This is a genomic window from Leptothrix ochracea (genome assembly GCF_041083635.1).
Lineage (GTDB): Bacteria > Pseudomonadota > Gammaproteobacteria > Burkholderiales > Burkholderiaceae_C > Sphaerotilus > Sphaerotilus ochraceus.
Genome location: NZ_JBFPHB010000005.1, coordinates 149,802 through 173,332, shown reverse-complemented (window position 1 = coordinate 173,332; position 23,531 = coordinate 149,802). Strand labels below are relative to the sequence as shown.

At 62.0% G+C, this 23,531-nt stretch carries 21 protein-coding genes and 1 pseudogene; 15 read left to right on the top strand and 7 right to left on the bottom strand.

Annotation, left to right across the window (positions count from 1 at the left end; genetic code table 11):
• The first annotated feature begins 22 nt into the window (after nucleotides 1-22).
• The 7 genes and pseudogenes from AB3X39_RS02285 (at nucleotide 23) to AB3X39_RS02255 (ending at nucleotide 6,594) form a co-directional block, all read left to right on the top strand.
• Nucleotides 23-673, top strand: coding sequence for a fibronectin type III domain-containing protein (locus AB3X39_RS02285; RefSeq protein ID WP_369415732.1), 651 nt, complete (start codon nucleotides 23-25; stop codon nucleotides 671-673).
• 34 nt (nucleotides 674-707) lie between these two features.
• A pseudogene (locus AB3X39_RS13550) lies at nucleotides 708-936 on the top strand (putative Na+/H+ antiporter); the annotation flags it as partial.
• Nucleotides 937-989: 53 nt separating this feature from the next.
• Complete coding sequence (locus AB3X39_RS02275; protein ID WP_369415731.1) at nucleotides 990-1,256, top strand: type II toxin-antitoxin system RelB/DinJ family antitoxin; 267 nt, start codon at nucleotides 990-992, stop codon at nucleotides 1,254-1,256.
• Nucleotides 1,243-1,560 carry a type II toxin-antitoxin system YafQ family toxin gene (locus AB3X39_RS13545; protein ID WP_473964880.1) on the top strand — a complete coding sequence of 106 codons (318 nt, stop codon included), beginning with the start codon at nucleotides 1,243-1,245 and terminating at the stop codon, nucleotides 1,558-1,560. Before AB3X39_RS02275 ends, AB3X39_RS13545 begins: the two co-directional genes overlap by 14 nt.
• Before the next feature lie 145 nt (nucleotides 1,561-1,705).
• Nucleotides 1,706-3,991, top strand: coding sequence for a YgiQ family radical SAM protein (locus AB3X39_RS02265; RefSeq protein WP_473964879.1), 2,286 nt, complete (start codon nucleotides 1,706-1,708; stop codon nucleotides 3,989-3,991).
• A 19-nt stretch (nucleotides 3,992-4,010) separates the two neighbouring features.
• Nucleotides 4,011-5,063: an RNA methyltransferase gene (locus AB3X39_RS02260; RefSeq protein WP_369415779.1), complete on the top strand. Its 1,053-nt coding sequence runs from the start codon at nucleotides 4,011-4,013 to the stop codon at nucleotides 5,061-5,063.
• Between the two features lie 100 nt (nucleotides 5,064-5,163).
• Nucleotides 5,164-6,594, top strand: a complete 1,431-nt coding sequence (locus tag AB3X39_RS02255; RefSeq protein ID WP_369415730.1) for an oxygenase MpaB family protein — start codon at nucleotides 5,164-5,166, stop codon at nucleotides 6,592-6,594.
• A 3-nt stretch (nucleotides 6,595-6,597) separates the two neighbouring features.
• On the opposite strand, the gene AB3X39_RS02250 is transcribed toward AB3X39_RS02255, so the two are convergent.
• Complete coding sequence (locus tag AB3X39_RS02250) at nucleotides 6,598-7,233, bottom strand: Crp/Fnr family transcriptional regulator (RefSeq protein ID WP_369415729.1); 636 nt, start codon at nucleotides 7,231-7,233, stop codon at nucleotides 6,598-6,600.
• A gap of 62 nt (nucleotides 7,234-7,295) precedes the next feature.
• On the opposite strand from AB3X39_RS02250, the gene lgt reads away from it, so the two are divergent.
• The gene (gene lgt / locus AB3X39_RS02245) at nucleotides 7,296-8,153 is read left to right on the top strand and encodes a prolipoprotein diacylglyceryl transferase (protein ID WP_369415728.1); all 858 of its coding nucleotides are present in this window, start codon (nucleotides 7,296-7,298) and stop codon (nucleotides 8,151-8,153) included.
• Here lgt and AB3X39_RS02240 read toward each other — a convergent pair.
• Complete coding sequence (locus AB3X39_RS02240) at nucleotides 8,137-8,586, bottom strand: EamA family transporter (RefSeq protein ID WP_369415727.1); 450 nt, start codon at nucleotides 8,584-8,586, stop codon at nucleotides 8,137-8,139. The genes lgt and AB3X39_RS02240 overlap by 17 nt on opposite strands.
• Nucleotides 8,587-8,599: 13 nt before the next feature.
• Nucleotides 8,600-10,912, bottom strand: a complete 2,313-nt coding sequence (locus AB3X39_RS02235; protein ID WP_369415726.1) for a UvrD-helicase domain-containing protein — start codon at nucleotides 10,910-10,912, stop codon at nucleotides 8,600-8,602.
• Nucleotides 10,913-10,976: 64 nt separating this feature from the next.
• Between AB3X39_RS02235 and AB3X39_RS02230 the strand changes: the two genes are divergently transcribed.
• From AB3X39_RS02230 to AB3X39_RS02210, 5 genes are all read left to right on the top strand, one after another.
• Complete coding sequence (locus AB3X39_RS02230) at nucleotides 10,977-11,264, top strand: BolA family protein (protein WP_369415725.1); 288 nt, start codon at nucleotides 10,977-10,979, stop codon at nucleotides 11,262-11,264.
• Between the two features lie 84 nt (nucleotides 11,265-11,348).
• Nucleotides 11,349-12,635, top strand: coding sequence for a UDP-N-acetylglucosamine 1-carboxyvinyltransferase (gene murA, locus AB3X39_RS02225; protein WP_369415724.1), 1,287 nt, complete (start codon nucleotides 11,349-11,351; stop codon nucleotides 12,633-12,635).
• Nucleotides 12,632-13,273 (top strand): ATP phosphoribosyltransferase, encoded by a 642-nt coding sequence (gene hisG, locus AB3X39_RS02220; RefSeq protein WP_369415723.1) that lies wholly within the window; start codon nucleotides 12,632-12,634, stop codon nucleotides 13,271-13,273. The genes murA and hisG overlap by 4 nt, the downstream gene beginning before the upstream one ends.
• A gap of 21 nt (nucleotides 13,274-13,294) precedes the next feature.
• A complete protein-coding gene (hisD, locus tag AB3X39_RS02215) occupies nucleotides 13,295-14,623 on the top strand; it encodes a histidinol dehydrogenase (RefSeq protein WP_369415722.1) in 1,329 nt (442 codons plus the stop codon).
• A 6-nt stretch (nucleotides 14,624-14,629) separates the two neighbouring features.
• A complete protein-coding gene (locus AB3X39_RS02210) occupies nucleotides 14,630-16,567 on the top strand; it encodes an LTA synthase family protein (RefSeq protein WP_369415721.1) in 1,938 nt (645 codons plus the stop codon).
• A gap of 18 nt (nucleotides 16,568-16,585) precedes the next feature.
• Here the strand turns inward: AB3X39_RS02210 and dnaJ are convergent, their stop codons facing one another.
• The 3 genes from dnaJ to grpE form a co-directional block, all read right to left on the bottom strand.
• Nucleotides 16,586-17,728: a molecular chaperone DnaJ gene (dnaJ, locus tag AB3X39_RS02205; RefSeq protein ID WP_369415720.1), complete on the bottom strand. Its 1,143-nt coding sequence runs from the start codon at nucleotides 17,726-17,728 to the stop codon at nucleotides 16,586-16,588.
• Between the two features lie 63 nt (nucleotides 17,729-17,791).
• Nucleotides 17,792-19,747 (bottom strand): molecular chaperone DnaK, encoded by a 1,956-nt coding sequence (dnaK, locus tag AB3X39_RS02200; RefSeq protein WP_369415719.1) that lies wholly within the window; start codon nucleotides 19,745-19,747, stop codon nucleotides 17,792-17,794.
• Between the two features lie 94 nt (nucleotides 19,748-19,841).
• The gene (gene grpE / locus AB3X39_RS02195) at nucleotides 19,842-20,363 is read right to left on the bottom strand and encodes a nucleotide exchange factor GrpE (RefSeq protein WP_369415718.1); all 522 of its coding nucleotides are present in this window, start codon (nucleotides 20,361-20,363) and stop codon (nucleotides 19,842-19,844) included.
• Between the two features lie 251 nt (nucleotides 20,364-20,614).
• Between grpE and AB3X39_RS02190 the strand changes: the two genes are divergently transcribed.
• Entirely contained in the window at nucleotides 20,615-21,547 is a 933-nt protein-coding gene (locus AB3X39_RS02190) for a DUF6502 family protein (protein ID WP_369415717.1), read from the top strand.
• 2 nt (nucleotides 21,548-21,549) lie between these two features.
• The gene (locus AB3X39_RS02185; protein ID WP_369415716.1) at nucleotides 21,550-23,088 is read left to right on the top strand and encodes a DUF5666 domain-containing protein; all 1,539 of its coding nucleotides are present in this window, start codon (nucleotides 21,550-21,552) and stop codon (nucleotides 23,086-23,088) included.
• Here the strand turns inward: AB3X39_RS02185 and AB3X39_RS02180 are convergent.
• On the bottom strand, nucleotides 23,085-23,513 hold the full coding sequence (locus AB3X39_RS02180) for an RNA-binding S4 domain-containing protein (protein WP_369415715.1): 429 nt from the start codon (nucleotides 23,511-23,513) through the stop codon (nucleotides 23,085-23,087). The genes AB3X39_RS02185 and AB3X39_RS02180 overlap by 4 nt on opposite strands.
• Between the last annotated feature and the right edge of the window lie 18 nt (nucleotides 23,514-23,531).

Sequence of the window (23,531 nt, the reverse complement as noted above, 5' to 3'; positions counted from 1 at the left end):
CAACCCTCTCTCGGAGGTTCACATGCATCCCAGACTGATCACCCGTTTTGCCCAAATGGGCGAATCGGAGTTCCTCGCGCAAGCAGGTCGGATCGTTTCGGCGATGACCGACAACCCGCAGTTCCCTGAGCCTTGGCCGGCTCCAGCACCGGCCATCGGGGTTTTGACGGCGACCTTTGAACGATATCGGCAGGCGTTGGATGCCAGCGCCACGCGTGATCAGATCCGCATCGCTGAGCGCGATGCCATCCGTACTGAGCTGACCACGCTGCTCCAGCGGCTGGCAAGTTATCTGGAGTTCATCACCCACGACGATGGCATACCGTTGCGCTCCACCGGCTTCGAGCTGCGGCGCAGCAATGCGCGACACGGCGGCGGCCACAGCGGCCCGTTGGATGCTCCTAGCGGGCTCAAACTGAGTCATGGTCTGGCTACCGGGCAGGTCGAGCTCAAGCTTGACCGGCTCGAAGGCGCGGGCAGCTACGAGGTACACACCGCCCAAGGCGACCCGTTGATCGAGAGCAATTGGCATTACGCACTGGTGTCGATGTCGGTGCGGCGCATCCTGCTCGATCACATTGCGCCCCTGCAATGGGCTTGGGTGCGGGTGCGCGGTGTGGACGGGCAGGGCGCCGGACGCTGGAGCGAGCCGGCCAGCATCGTCGTGCTGTAGATTGATCCGTGGGTCGGTGTGAAGGCCTGTTGAGGTGCTGGGCGGGCAGCAGCAATGGTGGCTGGAGGCGCTTTTGGCGCATGGACGCCCAAGGCGTCTACATCGGTGCCACCTTGCTCACCGTCATCGCCAACGCCCCCAACCCTGCGGGCTTCGCCATCCTGCGCGACCGCTTCGACGACGGCGCCATCCACCCTTTGGGCCTTCTCCTCGCCGCTCTGCCACCCACCTTGATGGCCGTGGTGGCGTTCAGGGGGTTGTGAGCGTGGTTCTATTGTGACTACAATGATTTGTCATCGTTCCCCAGAAAGCCGCCATGTCCACCGCTGATACCTACGTGCGTGCTCGCATCAACACCGAGACCAAAGAGCGTGCCGCAGATGCGCTCGAAGCTATGGGCTTGTCGATTTCCGATGCGATTCGATTGCTGATGCTGCGTATTGCCGATGAGCGAAAATTGCCTTTCGAGATCAAGGCACCCAATGCCGTTACGCGTCAAGCGATGGCCGAGTTGGATGCGGGCAAGGGCAAGCGACTGCCTGATCTTAACGCCTTGATGGCCGATTTGCATGCGGACGATTGAACGTTCAACCGCGTTTAGGCGGGATTACAAGCGCGAAGCAAAGGGCCCTCACCGGGTAACGCTTGATGCTGATTTGGTTCCAGTCTTGGTGGCGCTTGCCGAAGATCAGCCTCTGCATCCACGTCAACGTGATCACGACCTGATTGGCAATTGGGCAAGCTACCGCGAATGCCACGTCAAACCCGACTTGGCTCGCACAGCGCACTTTTTGGTTGATTTCTTGTCGATACGTCGGACAAGGTACATCCCCCTTCTTGTTCAATCAGCTTGTTGTCACGACCGGCGCACTATTCCGCACCAGTGACCACATCTCCCCGATAGCCTCCTTCGGCTGCGGGTAAGGGGGAACAAGGACAATGGCGGCCTTGCATTGATTTGGGTGCGCTGTTTTCGGCGCTTTGACCTTGGCCTCTACTGTTTCTGCTGGGCTTGCGAGCCCGCCTAAAGCCTTGACCAGCTACCGCCCGTATTGGGCCAAGCGCTTGGGTACGGCACCGTTTTTGCCCATGAACCGCGCCGAGATGGACAAGCTCGGCTGGGATGCGTGCGACATCATCATCGTGACGGGCGACGCCTACGTCGATCACCCCAGTTTTGGCATGGCGGTGATCGGCCGGATGCTGGAGTCGCAGGGCTTTCGGGTCGGGATCATTGCGCAGCCCGATTGGCAAAGCGCCGAGCCCTTCAAGGTGTTGGGCAAGCCGAATCTGTTCTTTGGCGTCACCGCCGGGAACATGGATTCGATGATCAACCGCTACACCGCTGATCGCAAGATTCGCTCGGATGACGCCTACACGCCTGGCAATGTCGGCGGCAAGCGGCCAGATCGGGCCTCGCTGGTGTATGCGCAGCGCTGCAAAGAAGCTTGGAGCGATGTGCCCATCATCATGGGCGGCATCGAAGCCAGCTTGCGCCGTATTGCGCATTACGACTATTGGCAAGACAAGGTGCGTCGCTCGATGGTGGTGGACGCCAAGTGCGATTTGCTGCTCTACGGCAACGCCGAGCGCGCCATCGTTGAGATTGCGCATCGTCTGAGCCGGCGCGAGCCGGTGCAAAACATCACCGATGTGCGCGGCACGGCCTTTGTGCGGCGCAGCGATGATCCGAGCGCCCAAGGCTGGTTCGAGATCGACTCGACCCAAGTCGATATGCCGGGCCGCATCGACGAACACATCAACCCCTACCAAACCACCGCTGAACAAGCGGCGGCCCAAGGCAGCAGTTGCGCCAAGGAAGAAGGGCCGGGGGCCGCAACGACGCCACCCACGGGTGCGCCATCCAGCGACGCGCTCTACAAAACCATCACCTTTGTGCCTGCACCGCAGCTCAGCGGCCGCATCAAGCTGCCGCCGCGTGACCAAACGGTGATCCGCTTGCCTTCCTATGAGCAAGTCAAGAGCGATCCGGTGCTCTATGCCCACGCCAGCCGCGTGCTGCACCTAGAAACCAACCCCGGCAACGCCCGCGCGCTGGTGCAACGCCACGGTGAGGGCGCCAGCGCCCGTGATGTCTGGATCACCCCGCCACCGATCCCGCTCAGCACCGCCGAGATGGATCACGTCTTCGATCTGCCCTACGCCCGCGCGCCGCATCCGGCTTACGCGGATGAGCTGGGCGGTCATGACGGCGTGACCAAAATCCCAGCGTGGGAAATGATCCGCTTCAGCGTCAACATCATGCGGGGCTGCTTTGGCGGCTGCACCTTCTGCTCGATCACCGAGCACGAGGGCCGCATCATCCAAAGCCGCTCGGAAGACTCGGTGATCCAAGAGATTGAGGCCATTCGCGACAAGGTCAAGGGCTTCACCGGCGTGATCTCGGACTTGGGCGGCCCCACGGCCAACATGTACCGTATCGGCTGCAAATCGCCGGCGATCGAGGCCGCTTGCCGCAAGCCGTCGTGCGTTTGGCCGGATGTCTGCCAAAACCTCAACACCGACCACGGCCCGTTGATCAAGATGTACCGTCGCGCCCGGGCCTTGAAGGGGGTGAAGAAGATTTTGATCGGCTCGGGCCTGCGCTACGACTTGGCGATCAAATCGCCCGAGTACATCCGCGAGCTGGTGACGCACCACGTTGGCGGCTACTTGAAGATCGCCCCGGAGCACACCGAAGAGGGGCCGCTCTCCAAGATGATGAAGCCGGGCATCGGCACCTACGACCGTTTCAAGCAGCTGTTTGACAAGTTCAGTGCGGAGGCCGGCAAGCAGCAATTCTTGGTGCCGTATTTCATCGCCGCGCACCCCGGCACCACCGACGAAGACATGATGAATTTGGCCCTCTGGCTGAAGAAAAATGGCTTCCGCGCCGATCAGGTCCAGACCTTCTACCCCAGCCCGATGGCCACCGCCACGGCCATGTACCACTCGGGGCGCAACACCCTGCGCAAGGTCACGCGCAGCAGTGCGGATGCGGTGGACATCGTGCGTGGTGACAAGCGTCGCCGCTTGCACAAAGCGTTCTTGCGCTATCACGACGCCAACAACTGGCCTTTGCTGCGCGAAGCGCTCCAAGCGATGGGCCGTGCTGATTTGATCGGCAACGGCAAGCAGCACCTGATCCCAACGTGGCAGCCGGCCACCGACGGCTCGTATGAGAGTGCGCGGCGCAAAAATTCCACCCCCGCACCCCGCCCAAACTCCCGCCCAAACCCCGGCCGTGTTTTGACCCAACACACCGGCTTGCCGCCGCGTGCGGGCACCGCCACCGCCACCGCCAAGAAGCGGCGCTGAAGGACCAGATATGTCGCCCATGCGTATCGAAGACATCCGCCAGCGGCTGCGCGCCTTGGGTGCCAAGACCTGCCACGAAGAGCGGGTCTTGCGGCGCTGGGCCCAAGCCCAGCCCCAAGAGGGCGGGCGGCGGCGGGCGGAAGACTTTTTGCCGCTGGAGCTGCGCGACGCTTGGCCCGCGCTGGCCGCTGAGCTGGCGGCTTTGGCGCGGGTGCACTCGGTGCATTCGGGCGAAGACGGCTCGGCGCGGTTGCTGATCGAGCTGGGCGACGGGCAGCGGGTTGAAAGCGTGCTCTTGCCGCGCGACGGTTTGTGCGTCTCGACCCAAGTGGGTTGTGCGGTCGGCTGTGTCTTTTGCATGACCGGTCGCAGCGGCTTGCTGCGTCAACTTGGCAGCGCCGAGATCGTGGCCCAAGTGGTGCTGGCGCGGGCGCTGCGTCCGGTCAAAAAAGTGGTTTTCATGGGCATGGGTGAACCGGCCCACAACCTCGACAACGTGCTGGAAGCCATCGAGCTGCTTGGCACCTTGGGCGGGATCGGTCACAAGAACTTGGTGTTCTCCACCGTGGGCGATCCGCGCGTCTTTGAGCGACTGCCCCAAGGCGTGGTCAAGCCCGCGCTGGCGCTGTCCTTGCACACCACCCGGCCGGAGCTGCGCGTACAGCTGCTGCCGCGTGCGCCGCGCATCGACCCGGTCGAGTTGATCGAACAAGGCGAGCGCTACGCCCGCGCCACAGGCTACCCCATCCAAGTGCAGTGGACCTTGATCGAAGGCGTCAACGACAGCGAGGCTGAACTTGATGCCTTGGTGGCGCTGCTGCGCGGCAAGTACGCCATCTTGAACATGATCCCCTTCAACACGGTCGAGGCCGACGACTTGGACTTCAAGCGTCCGAGTTGGGAGCGCGCGGCTGAGCTGGCGCGCAGCCTGCATCGACGCGGGGTGCTGACCAAGCTTCGCCAGTCGGCGGGCCAAGACGTGGACGCCGGTTGTGGGCAGCTTCGGGCGCGTGATGGGGCGCGTGAGGGCGCGCGTCCCGAGGGCCAACCTGTTGTTTTCCAGCACCGCTGAGGGCGACTTCTTCGCAGGGTGTTGCAAAGTACGCGCCCCGTCACGAGCCGTGACGAAGCGGTTGTGAAGGGTGCCTGAGGGGCTCAGAAAATCGCAGCCCATGAGCTCTATCCCCACCCACGCCCCCATTCCAACCCTCTCACCGGGTTTGCTTGATCGCATGAGCCACGAGGCTGACCCGCTGGCCGATGACACGGTGGCAACCCTTGTCGGTCCTTGGACCGTCCTGCCGGAAGGGGCCAGCCGGGCCGATCATCTGGCCGCGCACCGCACGCAGTGGGAATACCTCTCTTTGGCCACCAAGCAGTTTGACGCTTGGACCACCAACGCAACGCTGGGTACGTGGCACGCTGACGAGGCTGAATTGCCGCTAGAGATCGCAGCGGCGCTCGACAGCTACGTCCAGCAAGCTCGGGTCTTGCCCCCATGGGCGGACAAGGCCCAGATCGAACGTGCTGAGGCGCTGTTCATGGACAGTGGCTTGTTGTCCATCGCCTTGCTGTTTTGTGCCAGCTTGCCCGAGTGCTACTTGGTGCCTGATCTGGCCACCGTGCTGCATATCTCGGGTCAGCTCGAAAAGCACACCGAGTACCGTGTGCGTAGCACTGCCGCCATGGTGTTCCCGGTGATGATGAAGGGCGGACTGACCGATCCAAGCGGCTCAGGCATCGCGCAGATCCTGAAAGTGCGCCTGATCCACGCCACGATCCGCAACCTGATCCTGCGTGGTCATCCCGCAGAGTTCAACGCCACCTCCCCCGCCGTGCCCGCGCTGCCCACCTTGGGCGGTTCGCAAGGGATGCATCAATCGCTCTTTGCCCACGGCTGGAACTTGGCCGAGGGGCTGCCTTGCAGCCAAGAAGAGCAGGCCTACACCTTGCTCACCTTCAGCTATGTGTATCTGCGCAGTTTGCGCAAGTTGGGGCTTGGCTTGAGCGAGGCGGACGAGCGGGCCTATTTGCACATGTGGAACGTGGCGGGTCACATCTTGGGCATTCGCAGCGAGCTGATGGCACACACCATGGACGAAGCGGCGTTTTTATTCGACCGGCTCCAGTCCCGGGGGTTGGCGCGTCAGATCCCGTCCAACGATCCGCGTCCGGAGCTTGGCCGAGCCTTGGTCAACACCATGGCGGACTCGATCCCGGTGAACTGGATCAAAGCCTTCCCGACTCAACTGGTGACCCATCTGTGCGGCAAGAAAGCCGCTCGAATTTTGGGCTTGCAACGCCACGTGGCGTGGCCCTCGCGGCTGCTTTTTAGCACCGTGTTGGGCATCGCACGGGGGGTCGATACCGTGATGCGCTGGGTGGTGAAAGACTTTTCGATCTCGCGCCTCATCACCCGCTTGTTGAGCTATCAGTACCTCAGCCAGGTGCTGATGAACGAAGCTCGACCGCTCAAGCTGCCCGATCACCTGCTCAACAAGGTCAACACCATGATGGGCACGTGGCACGAAGACACCAAGGCCCCGGGCTGGATGAATCGCTTCGAGCAACGGATGGGCCGACGGCCCCCGGTCGAAGCCTGAGATTCAGTAGGTGGAATTGGGGTAACTGCTGTTTTGAAAGCTGGCGGTGCGTGCGGGTTTGCTGAGCGGTATGTTGCGCATCAGTTTTTCATCGGCTTCACGGACGCGCTGACAGAGCGTGAGCGAGATGTTCGACAGGATCAAGATGAACTGATCGACGTCGTACTCGCGGATGCGTCGCAAGCTGGTTGCGGCGATCTCGATGGCCACGCAACTGGTTTTGGCGCAGATCGAGGCACTGCGAGGGGTGCGTTCAATCAAGGCCAGTTCGCCAAAGGATTGCCCCCGCTCCAACATGCCGAGATCGAACTGATCGTTGGGCCCCAAGGCATCGCGCTCCAAGCCGTGATCCTCCCAAACCTTGGTGACGCTGGCCAAGCCGGTTTCGAGCACGTACATATGCAAGGCTTCATCGCCTTGGCGGCAGAAAAATTCACCGGGTCTCAAGGTGACGATGCGTGCTTCAGAGAGCAGACGCTGCACGGTGTCCGGCCGCAAGCCCTGAAAGAGCGGCATTTGCATCAACAGCCCGACCCGGGGGTCCAAAGGACCGGTGGTTTGCGGCGTTTGAGGGCCGGACCGACCCCCACTCAAACTGGCCAAGACGCGCTGCAAAGGGTTGAGCTGTGAATTGGGCATGGTGTAAGGCTCCGCAACGGACGTGTGAAAGAAACAATTTTACGTGGGTATGATCCGCGACCATGCTAGTCCACCCCCAATTCGACCCCGTTGCCCTCCATTTGGGGGTCTTCCAGATTCACTGGTATGGCTTGACCTACATGGCCGCTTTTGGGCTGTTTTACTGGCTCGGCTTGCGCCGTTTGCAGCATCCGGCCTTTGCCGCCCCAAGCTCGGCATGGACGGGTCGCGACATCGAGGATTTGCTTTTCTACGGCGTGCTTGGCGTGGTGTTGGGGGGGCGGTTGGGCTATGTGTTGTTCTACAAGTTCGATCACTACCTCGCGCACCCGCTCGACATCTTTGCCATCTGGAAAGGCGGCATGGCCTTTCATGGTGGCTTGCTGGGGGTGATCGTGGCCATGGCGCTCTTTGCCCGGCATCGCCAGCGCAGCTTCTTGCAAGTCACCGACCTGATCGCCCCGTGCGTGCCCACCGGCTTGGCCTGTGGGCGCATCGGTAACTTCATCAACGGTGAACTCTGGGGCCGGGCGGCCGATCCGTCCCTGCCTTGGGCGATGGTCTTCCCGCAGTCCGGTGTGGCGTGGCCGCGCCACCCCTCGCAGCTTTATCAGTTCGCCTTGGAAGGCCTGCTGCTGTTCGTGCTGCTGTGGTTCTACGCCCAACGGACCTTGCCGGCGTCACAGGTGCAAGCGGATGGTTCCAGCCGTGTCGTCTGGGGCCGGGTCTCGGCGGCTTTTTTGGTGGGCTACGGCAGCTTGCGCTTCATCGCCGAATACTTCCGCGAGCCCGACGATTTCCTTGGATTGCTGGCCTTGAGCCTCAGCATGGGTCAGTGGCTGTGCCTGCCGATGATCGCCCTGGGTCTGGGGATGTTCTGGTTCACCCGGGCCAAGGTGAGTGCTACGCCGAACGCTTGATCGCCAAGACCAGCACGCCCCCAGCCACCATGGCGATGCCGAGCCATTCGCGCAGGCTGGGGCGCTCTTGCAAAAAGACGACCGCGAAGATCGCGACCAGCACCAAGCTCAGCTTGTCCACCGGCGCCACCTTGGAGGCTTCGCCCATTTGCAGGGCGCGGAAGTAGCACAGCCAAGACGCCCCCGTGGCCAAGCCTGACAAGCCCAGAAAGAGCCACGTTCTGGCCGAGAGCTGGAACGGGTTTTGCCACCCTCCCTTGACGGTGATGAACACGCTCAGCACCCCCAAGATGATGACCGTGCGCACCAAGGTGGCCAGATCAGCGTCCACCCCTTGAAGACCGAGCTTGGCAAAGAGGGCGGTCAGGGCGGCAAACACCGCTGAGAGCAGGGCCCAGATGAGCCAAGGGGTGGTGGATGACCACGTCAACATGAACGCTCTCCTCTCAATCAATCGGCGTCAGTTTGGCGATGCTCAGCGCCAGCCATTTGGTGCCGTGACGGTTGAAGTTGACTTGGGCGCGGGCGTCGTCGCCTTGGCCTTCCAGGGTCAAAACGGTGCCTTCACCGAATTTGGTGTGGAACACATGCTGCCCCCGGCGCAGGCCGGTGCTGGACGTCTGGGTTGGCGCGAAAGCCGTCGGCTTGGTCCGGACGAAGGCGGGTGGGGTGAAGCCTGACTGGGCCCAGCTTGGGGCGGAAGGGGTTTCATGGCGGTGCTTGCCCGAGAGCCATTTCAGCGCTTCGGGCGGCAACTCGTCGAGAAAGCGGCTCAGGGCGTTGTAGCGCGTCTGGCCGTGCAACATGCGGGTTTGGCTGGCGCTCAGGTAAAGCCGCTTGCGGGCCCGGGTGATGGCCACATACATCAGGCGGCGCTCTTCTTCCAAGCCTTCGGGCCCCGCGCTGGTGAAGCTGTTGACGGCGTTGTCGTGCGGGAAGAGACCTTCTTCTAGGCCGGTGATGAAGACGGCGTCGAACTCCAAACCCTTGGCCGCGTGCACGGTCATGAGCTGCACCGCGTCTTGGCCGGCTTGGGCTTGGTTGTCCCCGGCCTCCAAGGCGGCGTGGGTCAGGAAAGAGCCCAGCGGCGAGAGGATTTCGCCGGTGTCAGGTTGCATCTCCGGGCTGGAAGTCCGGCCAACCGCTTCCTTGCCAAAGCCTTCGATGGTGACAAAGGCTTCAGCGGCGTTGAGCAGTTCGTCCAAGTTTTCCAGCCGGTCGGTGCCGTCTTTGTCGGTGCGATAAAAGCTCAGCAAACCGCTCAGATCGAGCATCTTTTCGATGATCTGGCGCAGGGTTTGGCCTTGGGTGACGTGTTGCAGGGTGGCGATGAGCTGGTTGAAGGCGGCCATCTTGGTGCCGGCTGCGCCGCTCAGCGCGTTCACGCTCTGGTGCAGGCTTTGGCCGCTTTGGCGTGCCACGTCTTGCAACTGCTCGACCGAGCGCGCACCGATGCCGCGCGCCGGGAAGTTGACCACGCGCAAGAAGCTGGTGTCGTCGTTGGGGTTCTCGATCAGGCGCAGGTAGGCGAGGGCGTGTTTGACTTCAGCGCGCTCAAAAAAGCGCAAGCCGCCCCAAACCCGGTACGGCACGCCGGCGTTGAACAGCGCCGATTCGATCACCCGCGATTGCGCATTGCTGCGGTAGAGCAGCGCGATTTCGTGCAGATGGGTGCCGCTGCGGTGCAGGGCGCGGATCTCTTCCAAGAGCCACTGTGCTTCGGCAAAGTCGCTCGGTGACTCCATCACCCGCACTGGCTCACCGGGGCCGGCCTCCGTGCGCAGGTTCTTACCCAAGCGGCGGCTGTTGTGGCTGATGAGCGCGTTGGCCGAATCAAGGATGTTGCCGAAGCTGCGGTAGTTGCGCTCCAGCTTGACGATGTGGTCGATGCGGTATTCGCGCTCAAAGTCGGCCATGTTGCCCACGCGTGCGCCCCGGAACGCGTAGATGCTCTGATCGTCGTCCCCCACCGCAAAAATCGCGTTGCCCCGACCTTGGGCCGCTTCTGCGGGCGTGCCAGCCAGCATCTTCAGCCAAGCGTATTGCAGCCGATTGGTGTCTTGGAACTCATCGACCAAGATGTGGCGGAAGCGTTCTTGGTAGTGCGTGCGCAGCGGCTCGTTGTCGCGCAGCAGTTCATAAGAGCGCAGCATCAGCTCGGCAAAATCCACCACCCCTTCGCGTTGGCACTGGTCTTCGTAACTTTGGTAAATCTGCTGCCACGTGCGGCTTTGCGGGTCGCGCACCTCGACATCCTTGGGCCGCTTACCGTCTTCTTTGCTGGCGGCGATGAAGTGGCTGATTTGCTTGGGCACGAAGCGCTCTTCATCGAGGTTCATGCCCTTGATGATGCGTTTGACGGCGCTTTGCTGGTCGCCGGAGTCCAGGATCTGGAAGGTTTGCGGCAGGCCCGCGAGTTTCCAGTGCAGGCGCAAAAAGCGGTTGCACAGGCCGTGAAAGGTGCCGATCCACATGCTGCGCACATTCACCGGCAACATGGCTGAGAGACGGGCGCCCATCTCTTTGGCGGCCTTGTTGGTGAAGGTCACGGCCATCATGCCGCCGGGCGCGGCTTGGCCGGTCTGGAGCAGCCAAGCGATGCGGGTGGTGAGCACGCGGGTCTTGCCCGAACCCGCCCCGGCCAAAATCAGGGCCGGGCGAGCAGGGAGGGTGACCGCGGCGAGTTGTTCGGGATTCAGGCCGGCAAGCAAGCCGTGAGGGGGTTGGGCGGTGGTGTTTTGTGGGATGGAATCAGGCATGGGGCCCGATTGTAGGAAGCGCGGGTCGTGAGCCGGCTGTCTGGCCCGATACAATCCCCACCCTATGGCCGATCCGACTCCCGATCAAGTACGTGCATTCATCGCCGCAGGCTTGCCCTGCGAGCATCTGGTCGTCGAAGGTGACGGGCGTCACTTCTTCGCCACCATCGTGTCCTCGCGTTTCGAGACCTTGAACCGGGTGCGTCGTCATCAGGCGGTCTACGGTGCTTTGGGCGAGCGCATGCGCGAGGAAATCCACGCCCTGTCGATGAAAACCCTCACGCCTGCCGAGTGGGTTGCTGAAGGGGTTGCTGAAGGGGTTGCCAAGGTAGCCGCGGGGAGTGCGCGCTAAGCAAAGCGCGTCCATCCTCCGCTCAGCCCCATCCGGTCGCGTGGGCCTTGCCGCCGACCTTTCCTTGCTGAACATCGTCACATCATGGACAAACTCAATATCCGGGGCGGCCACCGTCTTTCGGGCGACATCATCGTGTCGGGCGCCAAGAATGCTGCCTTGCCCGAGCTGTGCGCCGCCTTGTTGGTCGCGGGGCCGGTGACGCTGGACAACGTGCCGCTCTTGCAAGATGTGGCCACCACCTTGAAGGTGTTGCGCACCATGGGTGCCACGGCCGAGCGCAGCAGCAGCAGCCAGCCGGATCAGGTGCTGATCGATGCGTCCACCATCAACACGCCGGAAGCGCCTTACGAGCTGGTCAAGACCATGCGGGCGTCGATTTTGGTGCTCGGGCCACTGTTGGCACGCTTCGGCCAAGCCACGGTCTCGTTGCCAGGCGGCTGCGCCATCGGTTCACGGCCGGTCGATCAGCACATCAAGGGCTTGCAAGCCATGGGGGCGGATATCCGTGTTGAGCACGGCAACATCGTGGCGCGGGCCGCACGGCTCAAGGGTGCGCGCATCACCACCGACATGGTGACGGTGACGGGCACCGAAAACTTGCTCATGGCTGCGACCTTGGCTGAGGGTGAAACCATCCTTGAAAACGCCGCTCAAGAGCCAGAGATTCCTGATCTGGCCGAGCTGTTGATCAAGATGGGCGCGCGCATCGAAGGGCACGGCACGCATCGCATCCGCATTCAGGGTGTTGAGCGCCTGCACAGCCCCAGCGTGGCGCACCGCATCGTGGCCGATCGCATCGAAGCGGGCACTTTCCTCTGTGCCGTGGCGGCCACCGGCGGGGATGTGACGCTGCGCGGCGCGCGCGCTGATCACCTCGACGCCGTGATCGACAAGCTGCGCGAAGCCGGGGCGCACATCGAGTCGGGCCAGAGTGCGGCGGGTGAGGATTGGATCCGGGTGCAATCTGAAGGTCGTTTGCGGGCGGTGAGCTTTCGCACCAGCGAATACCCGGCCTTCCCGACCGATATGCAAGCCCAGTTCATGGCCGTGAACTGCATCGCCGAAGGTGTGGCGCGGGTGAGCGAGACCATTTTTGAAAACCGCTTCATGCACGTCAATGAGCTGGTGCGGCTTGGGGCGCACATCGCAGTCGATGGCCACACCGCCATCGTCGAAGGCATTCCCCGGCTGTCGGGTGCGGCGGTGATGGCCACCGATTTGCGCGCCTCGGCCAGCTTGGTGATTGCGGGCTTGGTGGCCGAAGGCCAAACGGTGGTGGACCGCATCTATCACCTCGACCGGGGCTATGACCGCATGGAAGCCAAGTTGCGCGGCGTGGGTGCCGACATTGAAAGGATCAAGGGATGATCACGCTGGCCTTGTCCAAAGGACGCATTTTTGAAGAAACCTTGCCGCTGCTGGCGGCAGCTGGCATCACGGTGCTGGAAGACCCAGAAAAGTCGCGCAAGCTGATTTTGCCGACCAACCGCGACGATGTGCGTGTGGTGCTGGTGCGCGCCACCGACGTGCCGACGTATGTGCAGCACGGCGGCGCTGATTTGGGCGTGGCCGGCAAAGACGTGCTGATCGAGCACGGCGGCGACGGCTTGGTGCAGCCGCTGGACCTGAACATCGCCAAGTGCCGCATGAGCGTGGCGGTGCGCGCCGATTTCGATTACCAAGCGGCCGTCAAGCAAGGCTCGCGCATCCGCGTGGCCACCAAGTACACCCGCATTGCCCGCCAGCACTTTGCCGACAAGGGCGTGCACGTCGATCTGGTCAAGCTGTACGGCTCGATGGAGCTGGCCCCGCTCACCGGCTTGGCCGACGCCATCGTCGATCTGGTCTCGACGGGTTCAACCCTGCGTGCCAACCATCTGGTGGAGGTCGAGCCCTTCATGGAGATCTCTTCGCGCTTGGTGGTGAACCACGCGGCCTTGAAGCTCAAGCGTGATCGGCTGCGTGCCTTGATCGACGCTTTTGCCTCAGCCATCCCCCGTGATTGATTTTTTTGCTGCTGTTGTCCTATGTCTCACGTTGCCATCCGTCATCTGAACACCGCTGCGGCGGACTTCGAGGCTGAATTCCAGCGCGTGTTGCACTGGTCGGCCGAGACCGATCACGCCATCGAAGAGCGTGTGGCGGCGATTTTGGACGACGTGCGCCAGCGTGGTGATGCGGCGGTGCTTGAGTACACCGCCCGCTTTGACGGCCTGAGCGTGGCCTCGATGGCTCAGCTGGAATTGACCCGCGACGAACTCAAAGCAGCGTTTGACGCCATCACCCCAGCGCAGCGTGGGGCGCTGGAGGCGGCGGCGGCGCGGGTGCGCAGCTATCACGAGCGTCAGTTGCAAGCCTGTGGCCTCTCGTGGAGCTACCGCGACGAAGACGGCACCTTGCTCGGCCAAAAGGTCACGCCGCTGGACCGCGTGGGCATCTATGTGCCCGGCGGCAAAGCGGCTTACCCGAGCAGTGTGCTGATGAACGCGCTCCCGGCTCATGTGGCCGGGGTGGGTGAAATCATCATGGTCGTGCCCACGCCCAAGGGCGAGAAAAACGCCTTGGTGCTGGCTGCGGCCTATGTGGCGGGCGTGACGCGCGCCTTTACCGTGGGTGGCGCGCAAGCGGTGGCGGCGTTGGCCCATGGCACCGCCACGGTGCCGCGCGTGGACAAGATCACCGGCCCGGGCAACGCCTATGTGGCCAGCGCCAAGCGGCGCGTCTTTGGCCAAGTGGGTATCGACATGATCGCCGGCCCGAGTGAAATCTTGGTCTTGGCCGACGGCTCGACGCCGCCGGATTGGGTGGCGATGGATCTGTTCAGCCAAGCCGAGCATGACGAGCTGGCGCAGTCGATCCTCCTTTGCCCCGACGCCGATTACATCCATCAAGTGCAAGCGGCCATCGAGCGCTTGATCGACGCCATGCCGCGTCGCGACGTGATCCGCGCCAGCCTGGAAGGGCGGGGCGCCTTGATCCTGACGAAAGACATGGCAGAGGCCTGTGCCATCAGCAACCGCATCGCGCCCGAGCACCTCGAAGTGAGCTCCTCGGAGCCGCATCGCTGGGAGCCGCTGCTCCGGCACGCCGGCGCGATCTTCCTTGGGGCCTACACCAGCGAGAGCTTGGGCGATTACTGCGCCGGGCCGAATCACGTCTTGCCCACGTCCGGGACGGCGCGGTTTTCCTCGCCGCTCGGGGTCTACGACTTCCAAAAGCGCTCCAGCCTGATCGAGGTCAGCGAAGCCGGTGCCCAAGTGCTGGGTGTGATCGCTGCTGAGCTGGCGTATGGCGAAGGTTTGCAAGCCCATGCGCAGTCGGCCGAGATGCGGTTGCGTTGTCCGCCCACACCGTGAGTTGATATGCGCGTTTTGGTGTTCTCCTTTGCGCTGCGGCGCAGCCTGCATACCCTCGCCAACCGCATTGGACCGGGACGCATGCGGGCTTTGGTGACCTTGCTGGCTGTTTTTATCTTCTTTAATTTCTGCTTGCGCTTGGTCTTGGCGGTTCAAAACGGCGATGCCCAGTTGTTTGCACCGCAACGACTGATCCCAGCGCTGAGCGTGGGCGCTTTGTTTGACGCGGGTGTTGCCAGCTATTTCTTGGCGCCGATCGCATGGCTGCTGGCGTTTTCCAGCAGCCGGAACAGCGGCTCGCTGATCCGCTTGGTGGGCGTGCTGATGGTGCCGGTGTGCCTTCTTTGGGGCTGGGTCGCGTGCCTCGAATTGCTGTTCTGGCATGACCACGGCGTGCGCTTCAACATGATTGTGGTCGAGTGGCTGTTCTATCCGCACGAAGCATTCGATCAGTTGCTCAGTGCTCACGGCAGCCAAACCTTGGGCTTTTTGCTGGGCCTAGGCTTGGGTGTTGCCGCCTTGACATGGGTGGCCTTGATGCGGCTGTTGTTGCCGCGTCTTGGAGCGCGTCGGGGGCGCAAGCGCGAGCGCTACATCGCGGCGCTGCTGTGGAGTTTGGCGCCGGTGTTGTCGTATCACATGCTGGATGTCAGCGCGAAGGACTTCTCTGGCAACGCTGCGCTCAATGAGCTGGCTGCCAATGGGTACTTTGAGCTCGCCCATGCTTTGCGCCACAGCGAACCCGATTACGCCCAAGCCTACAAAACGCTGCCGCACGAAGCAGTCGCACGCAAATTGGCTCTTGAGCTGGCGGCTTCGGCGTCCCAGCCCTCCCAGCCCGTCGCCCAAAGTCCTGAGCCGTTGGCGCGAGATGTGGTCGCCGACCTGCCCGGCGGTGATCAACGACGCCATGTGGTGTTGGTGACCCTGGACGGCATGGGGGCCGAATTTGTGGGTGCGCTGGGGGATGGTCGCCATCTGACACCCACCTTGGATGCCTTGGCGGCCGACGGCCTGCTTTTCACGCGGGTCTATGCCACCAGTCGACGTGGCACGGTGGGTCAAGAGGCTTTGACGCTGTCTGTGCCGCCATCACCGAGTGGACGGGTCTTGACGCGCGTGTCGGCAGCGGTGGGGGCGGTGAGTTTGGCCGATGTGTTGCGCAGCAAAGGGTATGAATCCTTGTACTTCTATGCGGGCAATGACCATCTGGGCAACATGAAGCCTTTCTTTGCTGAGCACGGGTACGGCGTGGTGCCGTTGCCGGGTGCGGTCGATGACGATGAGCTCTACCGCCAAGTGCTGCCGGAGATCCATCGGCAGCACGCGCTTGGTCAAACGGTGTTGGCACAGATCATGACCCGTTCGATGCGGGGTGCTGGGCGTGCAGGCCAACCTCTTGGGATCGAAGACATGGTTCGGGACACCGACGCCGCCTTGGGGCGTTTCATGGCGGCAGCTCGGCAGCAAGCTTGGTTTGCCCAAACGATTTTTGTCTTCGTCGCCGACCGTGCAACCGCCAGCAGCAAGCGTGGAGCTCACCCGATGACGCTGGAGGACTACCGCATTCCGCTGCTGATGTATGCCCCAGGCCGGGTTCAGCCGGGGCGTGTGGACACCGTGGCTTCACAGATCGATGTGGCGCCGACCGTGCTGGCGCTGCTCAACATGAGCTATCGCAGCCACTTTTTTGGACAGAACATTCTTAAAGAAGGCGTGAAGCATCAGCGTGCCTTGCTCTCGGATGAGCGCACGGTGGGTTATTACGAAGATGGGGTGGTGGTGGAGCTGCGCCCGAACGCGCGCTATCGGTTGGTCGAAGCCGGGACAGGCAAGGTGCTCAAACCCGACGCGCATACCGATGAGTTGCTGACCGACGCCATCAGTTACTACCAGATGGCGGCGGAGTCCTACCGCAGCGGCCGTCTGCGCAACGGCCGCTAGCGGTCGGCACGTCAGAACTTACTTGAACAGGTCCTTGACCCGGTCGGTCCAGCTTTTGGCGTCCGGTGAGTGCCGATCACCGCCCTTGGTGAGCGAGTCGTCCAGATCTTTGAGCAGCTTGCGCTGATGCTCGGTGAGCTTGACGGGCACTTCCAGCGAGACGTGCACGTACAAGTCGCCGGGATAGCCCGAGCGCAGACCCTTGATGCCCTTGCCACGCAAGCGGAAGGTCTTGCCGTGCTGGGTGCTTTCCGGCAAATCAATTTCAGCTTGCCCACCGCCCAAGGTCGGGATCTGGATCGCACCGCCCAACGCTGCCTTGACCATGCTCACCGGGATGGTGCAGTGCAAGTCATCGTTATCGCGCTCGAAGATCTCGTGCTGCTTGATGCGGATCTCGACGTACAAGTCCCCAGCAGGTCCACCTTGGGTGCCGGGCTCGCCGTGACCGCGCAAGGCAATGCGCTGACCTTCGTTGATCCCGGCGGGGATCTTCACTTCCAGCGTCTTTTGCTTTTTGACCTTGCCGGCCCCGTTGCAGCTGGTGCACGGATCGGTGATCACCTTGCCTGAACCGTGACAGTGCGGGCACGTCTGCTGGATGCTGAAGAAGCCTTGGCGCAGGTGAATCGTGCCTGAGCCTTGGCAGGAGCCGCACGTCTTGGCACTGGTGCCGGGTTTGGCACCGCTGCCGTGGCAGGTGCCGCAGCTTTCCCAAGCAGGGATGCGGATTTGGCTTTCTTTGCCGTTGGCCGCTTCCTCCAAGGTGATTTCCATCGCGTAGCTGAGATCAGCGCCGCGATAAACCTGCTGCCCCCCGCCGCCACCGCCCCGGCGACCCCCGCCGAAGATGTCGCCGAAGATATCGCCAAAGGCGTCCGCAAAGCCGTCACCGCCCGGACGGAACCCCCCACCGCCACCGGCGTTGGGATCCACACCAGCATGACCAAACTGGTCATAGGCCGAGCGTTTTTGGGCGTCGGAGAGCATCTCGTAGGCCTCTTTGACCTCCTTGAATTTTTCTTCCGACGCTTTGGCGTTGTCGCCCTGATTGCGGTCAGGGTGATGCTTCATGGCCAGCTTGCGGTAGGCCTTCTTGATCTCATCATCGGAGGCGTTTTTAGCCACCCCGAGGATCTCGTAGTAATCGCGCTTAGCCATGCATCATTCCCTGACGTGCCGGTGCTGTGTCCATCGTGTTCAAAAGGCGCAGGATCACCCGGATCACTTGCGGACTTCCTTGAACTCGGCATCCACCACATTGTCGTCGGCCGGCTTGGCGTTGCCGCCCTGAGTGCCACCGCCGGCGCCACCCATGCCACTCGGTGCCTCGGCAGAGCCCGCACCAGCCGCAGCAGCTTGGTCGGCGTACATCTTCTCGCCCAGCTTTTGGCTGGCACTCATCAGCGCTTCGGACTTGGCATCGATCTCAGCCTTGTCGTCGCTCTTGAGCGCGGTCTCCATGTCCTTGATGGCGGCTTCGATCTTGTCCTTTTCAGCCGCGTCCAGCTTGTCACCGTAGTCGGTGAGCGACTTGCGCACACTGTGCACCAAGCCGTCGGCTTGGTTCTTGGCTTGGACCAGTTCGACCTTCTTGTGGTCTTCGGCGGCGTTGAGCTCGGCGTCCTTCACCATCTTCTGAATTTCTTCTTCCGACAGGCCGGAGTTGGCCTTGATGGTGATCTTGTTTTCCTTGCCGGTGCCCTTGTCCTTGGCGCCGACGTGCAAGATGCCGTTGGCGTCGATGTCAAAGCTCACTTCGATCTGCGGAATGCCACGCGGCGCGGGTGGGATGCCTTCGAGATTGAACTCACCCAAGCTCTTGTTGCCCGAAGCCAGTTCACGCTCGCCTTGGAACACCTTGATCGTCACGGCCGGCTGGTTGTCGTCGGCGGTGGAGAAGGTCTGGGCAAACTTGGTCGGAATGGTGGTGTTCTTGGCGATCATCTTGGTCATCACGCCGCCCAAGGTTTCGATACCCAGGGACAACGGTGTCACGTCCAGCAGCAGCACGTCCTTGCGGTCGCCGCCCAGCACTTGACCTTGAATCGCGGCACCGACAGCCACGGCTTCATCGGGGTTGACGTCCTTGCGCGGCTCTTTGCCGAAGAACTCCTTGACCTTCTCCTGCACCTTGGGCATGCGGGTCATGCCGCCAACCAAGATCACGTCGTCGATGGCACTCACGGCCACGCCAGCATCCTTGATGGCGGTGCGGCAAGGAGCGATGGTGCGCTCGATCAGCTCTTCGACCAGGCTTTCGAGCTTGGTGCGGGTCAACTTGATGTTCAGGTGTTTCGGGCCCGAAGCGTCAGCGGTGATGTAGGGCAGATTGACGTCGGTCTGCGACGAGTTCGACAACTCAATCTTGGCCTTTTCAGCGGCTTCCTTCAGGCGTTGCAGGGCCAGCACGTCCTTGGTCAGGTCAACGCCGGATTCTTTCTTGAACTCGGCAATGATGAAGTCGATGATGCGTTGGTCGAAGTCTTCGCCGCCCAAGAAGGTGTCACCGTTGGTCGAGAGCACTTCGAACTGCATTTCGCCGTCCACATCGGCGATTTCGATGATCGAGATGTCGAAGGTGCCGCCGCCCAAGTCATAGACCGCAATCTTGCGATCACCCTTGCCGTGCTTGTCCAGACCGAAGGCCAGCGCTGCGGCAGTGGGCTCATTGATGATGCGCTTGACGTCCAGACCGGCGATGCGGCCAGCGTCTTTGGTGGCTTGGCGTTGGCTGTCGTTGAAGTAAGCCGGCACCGTGATCACGGCTTCGGTGACTTCTTCGCCGAGGTAGTCCTCAGCGGTTTTCTTCATCTTGCGCAGCACTTCGGCCGAGATCTGCGGCGGGGCCAAACGCTTGCCGCGCACTTCCACCCATGCGTCGCCGTTGTCGGCCGCCGCGATGGTGTAGGGCATCAGGTCGATGTCCTTTTGCACTTCTTTTTCGGTGAACTTGCGACCGATCAGGCGCTTGACCGCGTAAAGCGTGTTGCGCGGGTTGGTCACCGCTTGGCGCTTGGCCGAGGCGCCGACCAGCACTTCACCGTCTTCTTGGTAAGCAATGATCGACGGTGTGGTGCGTGCACCTTCCGAGTTTTCGATCACTTTGGTGGTGTTGCCTTCCATGATGGCAACGCAGGAATTGGTGGTACCGAGGTCGATGCCGATGATCTTGGCCATGTTTGTGCTCCGGATGGAATGGATGTTGTGTTGGATGTGCGGGCAAGCCGACCCCTTTCAAGGGGTCGCTGGTTTGCCGTGGTATTTACTTGGCTTACTTGGCAGCGCTGACCGTCACAAGGGCGGGGCGCAGCACGCGGTCAGCGATCAGATAGCCCTTTTGCAGAACGCTCACCACGGTGTTGGGGTCTTGCTCTGCCGGGACCACGCTGATGGCTTGGTGTTGCTTGGGGTCGAATTTGGTCGCGACGGGCGGATTGATCTCCAGCACCTTGTTACGCTCCAAGGCTTGCGCCAACTGGCGCAGCGTGAGTTGCACACCCTCAAGCACCTGCTCTGACGCCACCTTGCCCGTGGCTTGGTTGGCGATGGCGGCTTCCAAGCTGTCCTTCACGGGCAGGAGGCTCTCGGCGAAGGATTCCACGGCGAACTTGCGCGACTTGGCAATTTCTTCTTCGGCACGACGACGGATATTTTCGACTTCGGCCTTGGATCGCAGATAGGCATCCGCCATCTGGGCGTTCTTGGCTTCGAGCTCAGCAACTCGCGCAGGGAAATCATCGACGATTTCGGTCGCGGGAATGGCGGTTTCGGTGGGATGGGTTTCAGTCGTCACGTGCGAATCCTGAAAAGGCTTTGAACTTAAAAAATTCCTGAAGATCAGGCTCTTTCGACAAGCTGGGGATGAGGGCGTGATTTTTCAAGTCAGAGGGTGATTTTTTCAGCTTTGCCCAATTTCCAGCCGTAGCAAGCGTGATCAAATCGATGCTCTCCGGTGGAGAGTGACATCTCCGCCCCAAATCGGGGGTGTGTGGATTGCCTCAAATGGGAAATAATCCCATAAAGAGACTCCAGACTATGACGCGTATGACAGAGACCTCGCCAGACCCTTCTGAATTGCCCGCAGGCTCTGATCCCCGGGCGCAGTTGGCTTTGGAGCAATCGCTGGTGGTCATCCAGCCGTTGGTGTCTTGGCTGTTGCGCAACGGGGTTCATCACGGTGCTCTTGCGCAAGCGCTGAAAGGCGTCTTTCTGACGCAGGCTCGTGCTGAGCTAGAGCAGCGCGGCAGCAAAGTGACCGATTCAGCCTTGAGTGTGCTGTCTGGTGTGCATCGCAAGGATGTACGGTTGTTTTCACAGGCTGCACCCACCGCTGCTGCCCACGCACCGACACCGGCTGCCATGTTGTTCACGCGCTGGATCACCGATGCCGGTTACCGAGGCGTGGCACCCGATTCACTGAGCCGCACCGTGCCCTTGTCGCGCTTGCCCCGACATGGCCCACCGCCAAGTTTTGAGGCCTTGGCGCGGGATGTGTCGAGCGATGTGCATCCGCGCACCTTGCTTGAAGAGCTGCAACGTTTGGGCTTTGTGCGCGTTGAGGACGAAGACGTGTTGCTTGAAACCGACCGATTCATCAGTCAACCGGGTGATACGAACGCTGCGCGCACGTTGGCCGTCAATGCTGCCGATCATTTGGCTGCTGCAGTGCACAATCTCACGGCACCCGTTGACGAGCGGTTTCTGGAACAAAGTGTTTTTGCCGATGGCCTGAGTCAAGCCTCGGCCGCTTACCTTGCCGCCCGTGCACGTGAGTTGTGGGCTCCCGCCTTTGAAGCCATGGTGGCGTCCGCGACTGCGCGGGTTCAGCGGGATGAAGCCCAATCAGACACGCCGATGCGGGTGCGGTTTGGCGTTTATTACTACCACGAAGCGGTGACAGCGGATCCGGCGCCCACAGCACCAGCAGCGCCAGCAGCGGACCCGTTCCATCACCCGAAGAATGAGTCCGGGAGTTGATCATGTGGGGCCTGTCTGAATCGAGTCTTCCTCGCTGGACCAGGCGTCGTCCGATCTGGGTAGCCACCGCCCTGACCTTGGCTGTTTTGATGGCTTGTGGAGGGGGTGGGGTGGGCACCAACGGTACCGGCTCTGCTCCACAGGGGTTGAGTGTCGGCACCGTGACCGGTTTTGGCAGCGTGATCGTCGATGGTGCCCGGTTTGACGATACGGTCGCCAATGTCCTCATCGAACGGCAACCCGGCAAGCTCGACCGAGCTGAAGTCAAACTCGGTCAAGGGGTTGAGATTGGCTTTGATGTTGATGGGGCTGGCACCCATCAGGGTGTGGCACGGCAAATCCAGATCGAACCCGCACTGATTGGCCCGGTCGGTTCAGTCGGTCTGAAAACCTTGACGTTGCTTGGTCAGACCGTACAAATCAACACCGACCCGGCTTTTGGTCCGGTCACGGTGTTTGAGCCGCCTTACCTTGCGCTGAGTTCGGTCAAACCGGCCGATTGGGTCGAGGTGCATGCGATCGCTGTGCCTGCCGTGGCTGGGGGTCAACCGAGTTGGGTCGCAACCCGCATTGAACAACGTGTGCCCATGGCCAGTGCCCGGCTGCACGGCGCTGTGACCGGGGTTTCGGGGGTCACACCCAATCAGCACTTCCAACTGGGGGCCGTCACGGTGCAGCTCAGCGCGCCTGTGCAGTTGCTGACGCCGGCCACGCCGCTCACCCATGGTCAGGTGGTAACCATCTTTGCCGATCCCGCAGCCTTCGATCCTGTCCGTTCGGTCTTGACGGCGCAGGCGGTGCGCATGCGCGACCGTTTGGCCAGCAAGGGTCCTGCGGCGGTGGATGACTACATCGGTGGGGTGGTCAGTGGCAGTGACGGTGTCAACGGCGTATTCATTCTGGACGGCGTCACGGTGCGCTGGGACGGCGCTACCGTGATCAGCGGCGGCACAGCCTCCAACTTGCTCGATGGCACCTATGTGCGTGTTCAGGGCCGCTTTGACATCGACGGCAGTTTCCAGTCGCATGTGATCCAACTGCGCAACGTGGTGACCGAAAAAGCGGCTGAAGTACGCGGCACGGTGACCAACTGGTTGCCGGGCACACGTCAGTTCACGGTGCGTGATGTGGTCATCGATGCCTCATCCACTTCGACGTTGCTCGAAAACTTCAACCTCGCCTTGTGCGGCGCCACCGATCTCAGCAACGGTCAGTACGTGGTGGTCGATGGTGTGGGCATGCCCTCAGGTGTGCGGGCACAAAACATCCGTTGCGAAAACGAATTGGCTGTTCCGGGCGCCGTGATCGAGCGTAGCGGCGTTTTGAGCCGCATCGACACAGTGGCTCAGTGGTTGGAGCTGACTTTGAGCGATGGTTCGGTGTTGCATGTGACATGGAATGAGCACAGCTTTTTCCGCGAAACCAGCGCCGATGAGCTCTTGAACGGCAAGCCGATGCAGCCGATCAGTGTGGAAGGCACGTGGAACGGTACCGGCGCCAGCGCGGTGCTGGTGGCCAGCAAGATCAAGCTCGGGCTTTAATCGGCATCGTCGTTGTCGTTGTCGTTGTCGTTGTCGCTGTGGCTCATCGGGCCGCTTTGCCAAGCCTCCAGCCGACGGCGATCTTGTTTGGTGGGGCGGCCTTGCTCGATGCCTTGGGCGGGGTCGCGCAGAAACACCCGGTTGGCGCGCCAGTCCGCTTGGGCTTTGAGACTTTCCGGCGTTTCGCTGTAGAGCGCCTGCGCGATCGGAGCCGGGCCGCGCACTTCCGACACTCCCAGCACCGTCACGACGCGCGCGATCGGGCAGTCGCCCTGACGCAAGCTGAGCCGGTCCCCAACGCGCACCTCGCGTGAAGCCTTGGCGGCTTGCTCGTTGACCAGCACCCGGTTGCGGCCCACTTCTTCGGTGGCCAAGCTGCGGGTTTTGAAGAAACGCGCCGCCCAAAGCCATTTATCCAGACGCATCGCTGTTCCGGTGGCCGT

Excerpts from the sequence above, each read along its gene's own strand:
- AB3X39_RS02285 (WP_369415732.1), top strand. The coding sequence starts at position 23 with ATGCATCCCAGACTGATCACCCGTTTTGCCCAAATGGGCGAATCGGAG.
- AB3X39_RS02275 (WP_369415731.1), top strand. The coding sequence starts at position 990 with ATGTCCACCGCTGATACCTACGTGCGTGCTCGCATCAACACCGAGACC.
- AB3X39_RS13545 (WP_473964880.1), top strand. The coding sequence starts at position 1,243 with ATGCGGACGATTGAACGTTCAACCGCGTTTAGGCGGGATTACAAGCGC.
- AB3X39_RS02260 (WP_369415779.1), top strand. The coding sequence starts at position 4,011 with ATGCGTATCGAAGACATCCGCCAGCGGCTGCGCGCCTTGGGTGCCAAG.
- AB3X39_RS02255 (WP_369415730.1), top strand. The coding sequence starts at position 5,164 with ATGAGCTCTATCCCCACCCACGCCCCCATTCCAACCCTCTCACCGGGT.
- AB3X39_RS02250 (WP_369415729.1), bottom strand. The coding sequence starts at position 7,233 with ATGCCCAATTCACAGCTCAACCCTTTGCAGCGCGTCTTGGCCAGTTTG.
- lgt (WP_369415728.1), top strand. The coding sequence starts at position 7,296 with ATGCTAGTCCACCCCCAATTCGACCCCGTTGCCCTCCATTTGGGGGTC.
- AB3X39_RS02240 (WP_369415727.1), bottom strand. The coding sequence starts at position 8,586 with ATGTTGACGTGGTCATCCACCACCCCTTGGCTCATCTGGGCCCTGCTC.
- AB3X39_RS02235 (WP_369415726.1), bottom strand. The coding sequence starts at position 10,912 with ATGCCTGATTCCATCCCACAAAACACCACCGCCCAACCCCCTCACGGC.
- AB3X39_RS02230 (WP_369415725.1), top strand. The coding sequence starts at position 10,977 with ATGGCCGATCCGACTCCCGATCAAGTACGTGCATTCATCGCCGCAGGC.
- murA (WP_369415724.1), top strand. The coding sequence starts at position 11,349 with ATGGACAAACTCAATATCCGGGGCGGCCACCGTCTTTCGGGCGACATC.
- hisG (WP_369415723.1), top strand. The coding sequence starts at position 12,632 with ATGATCACGCTGGCCTTGTCCAAAGGACGCATTTTTGAAGAAACCTTG.
- hisD (WP_369415722.1), top strand. The coding sequence starts at position 13,295 with ATGTCTCACGTTGCCATCCGTCATCTGAACACCGCTGCGGCGGACTTC.
- AB3X39_RS02210 (WP_369415721.1), top strand. The coding sequence starts at position 14,630 with ATGCGCGTTTTGGTGTTCTCCTTTGCGCTGCGGCGCAGCCTGCATACC.
- dnaJ (WP_369415720.1), bottom strand. The coding sequence starts at position 17,728 with ATGGCTAAGCGCGATTACTACGAGATCCTCGGGGTGGCTAAAAACGCC.
- dnaK (WP_369415719.1), bottom strand. The coding sequence starts at position 19,747 with ATGGCCAAGATCATCGGCATCGACCTCGGTACCACCAATTCCTGCGTT.
- AB3X39_RS02190 (WP_369415717.1), top strand. The coding sequence starts at position 20,615 with ATGACAGAGACCTCGCCAGACCCTTCTGAATTGCCCGCAGGCTCTGAT.
- AB3X39_RS02185 (WP_369415716.1), top strand. The coding sequence starts at position 21,550 with ATGTGGGGCCTGTCTGAATCGAGTCTTCCTCGCTGGACCAGGCGTCGT.
- AB3X39_RS02180 (WP_369415715.1), bottom strand. The coding sequence starts at position 23,513 with ATGCGTCTGGATAAATGGCTTTGGGCGGCGCGTTTCTTCAAAACCCGC.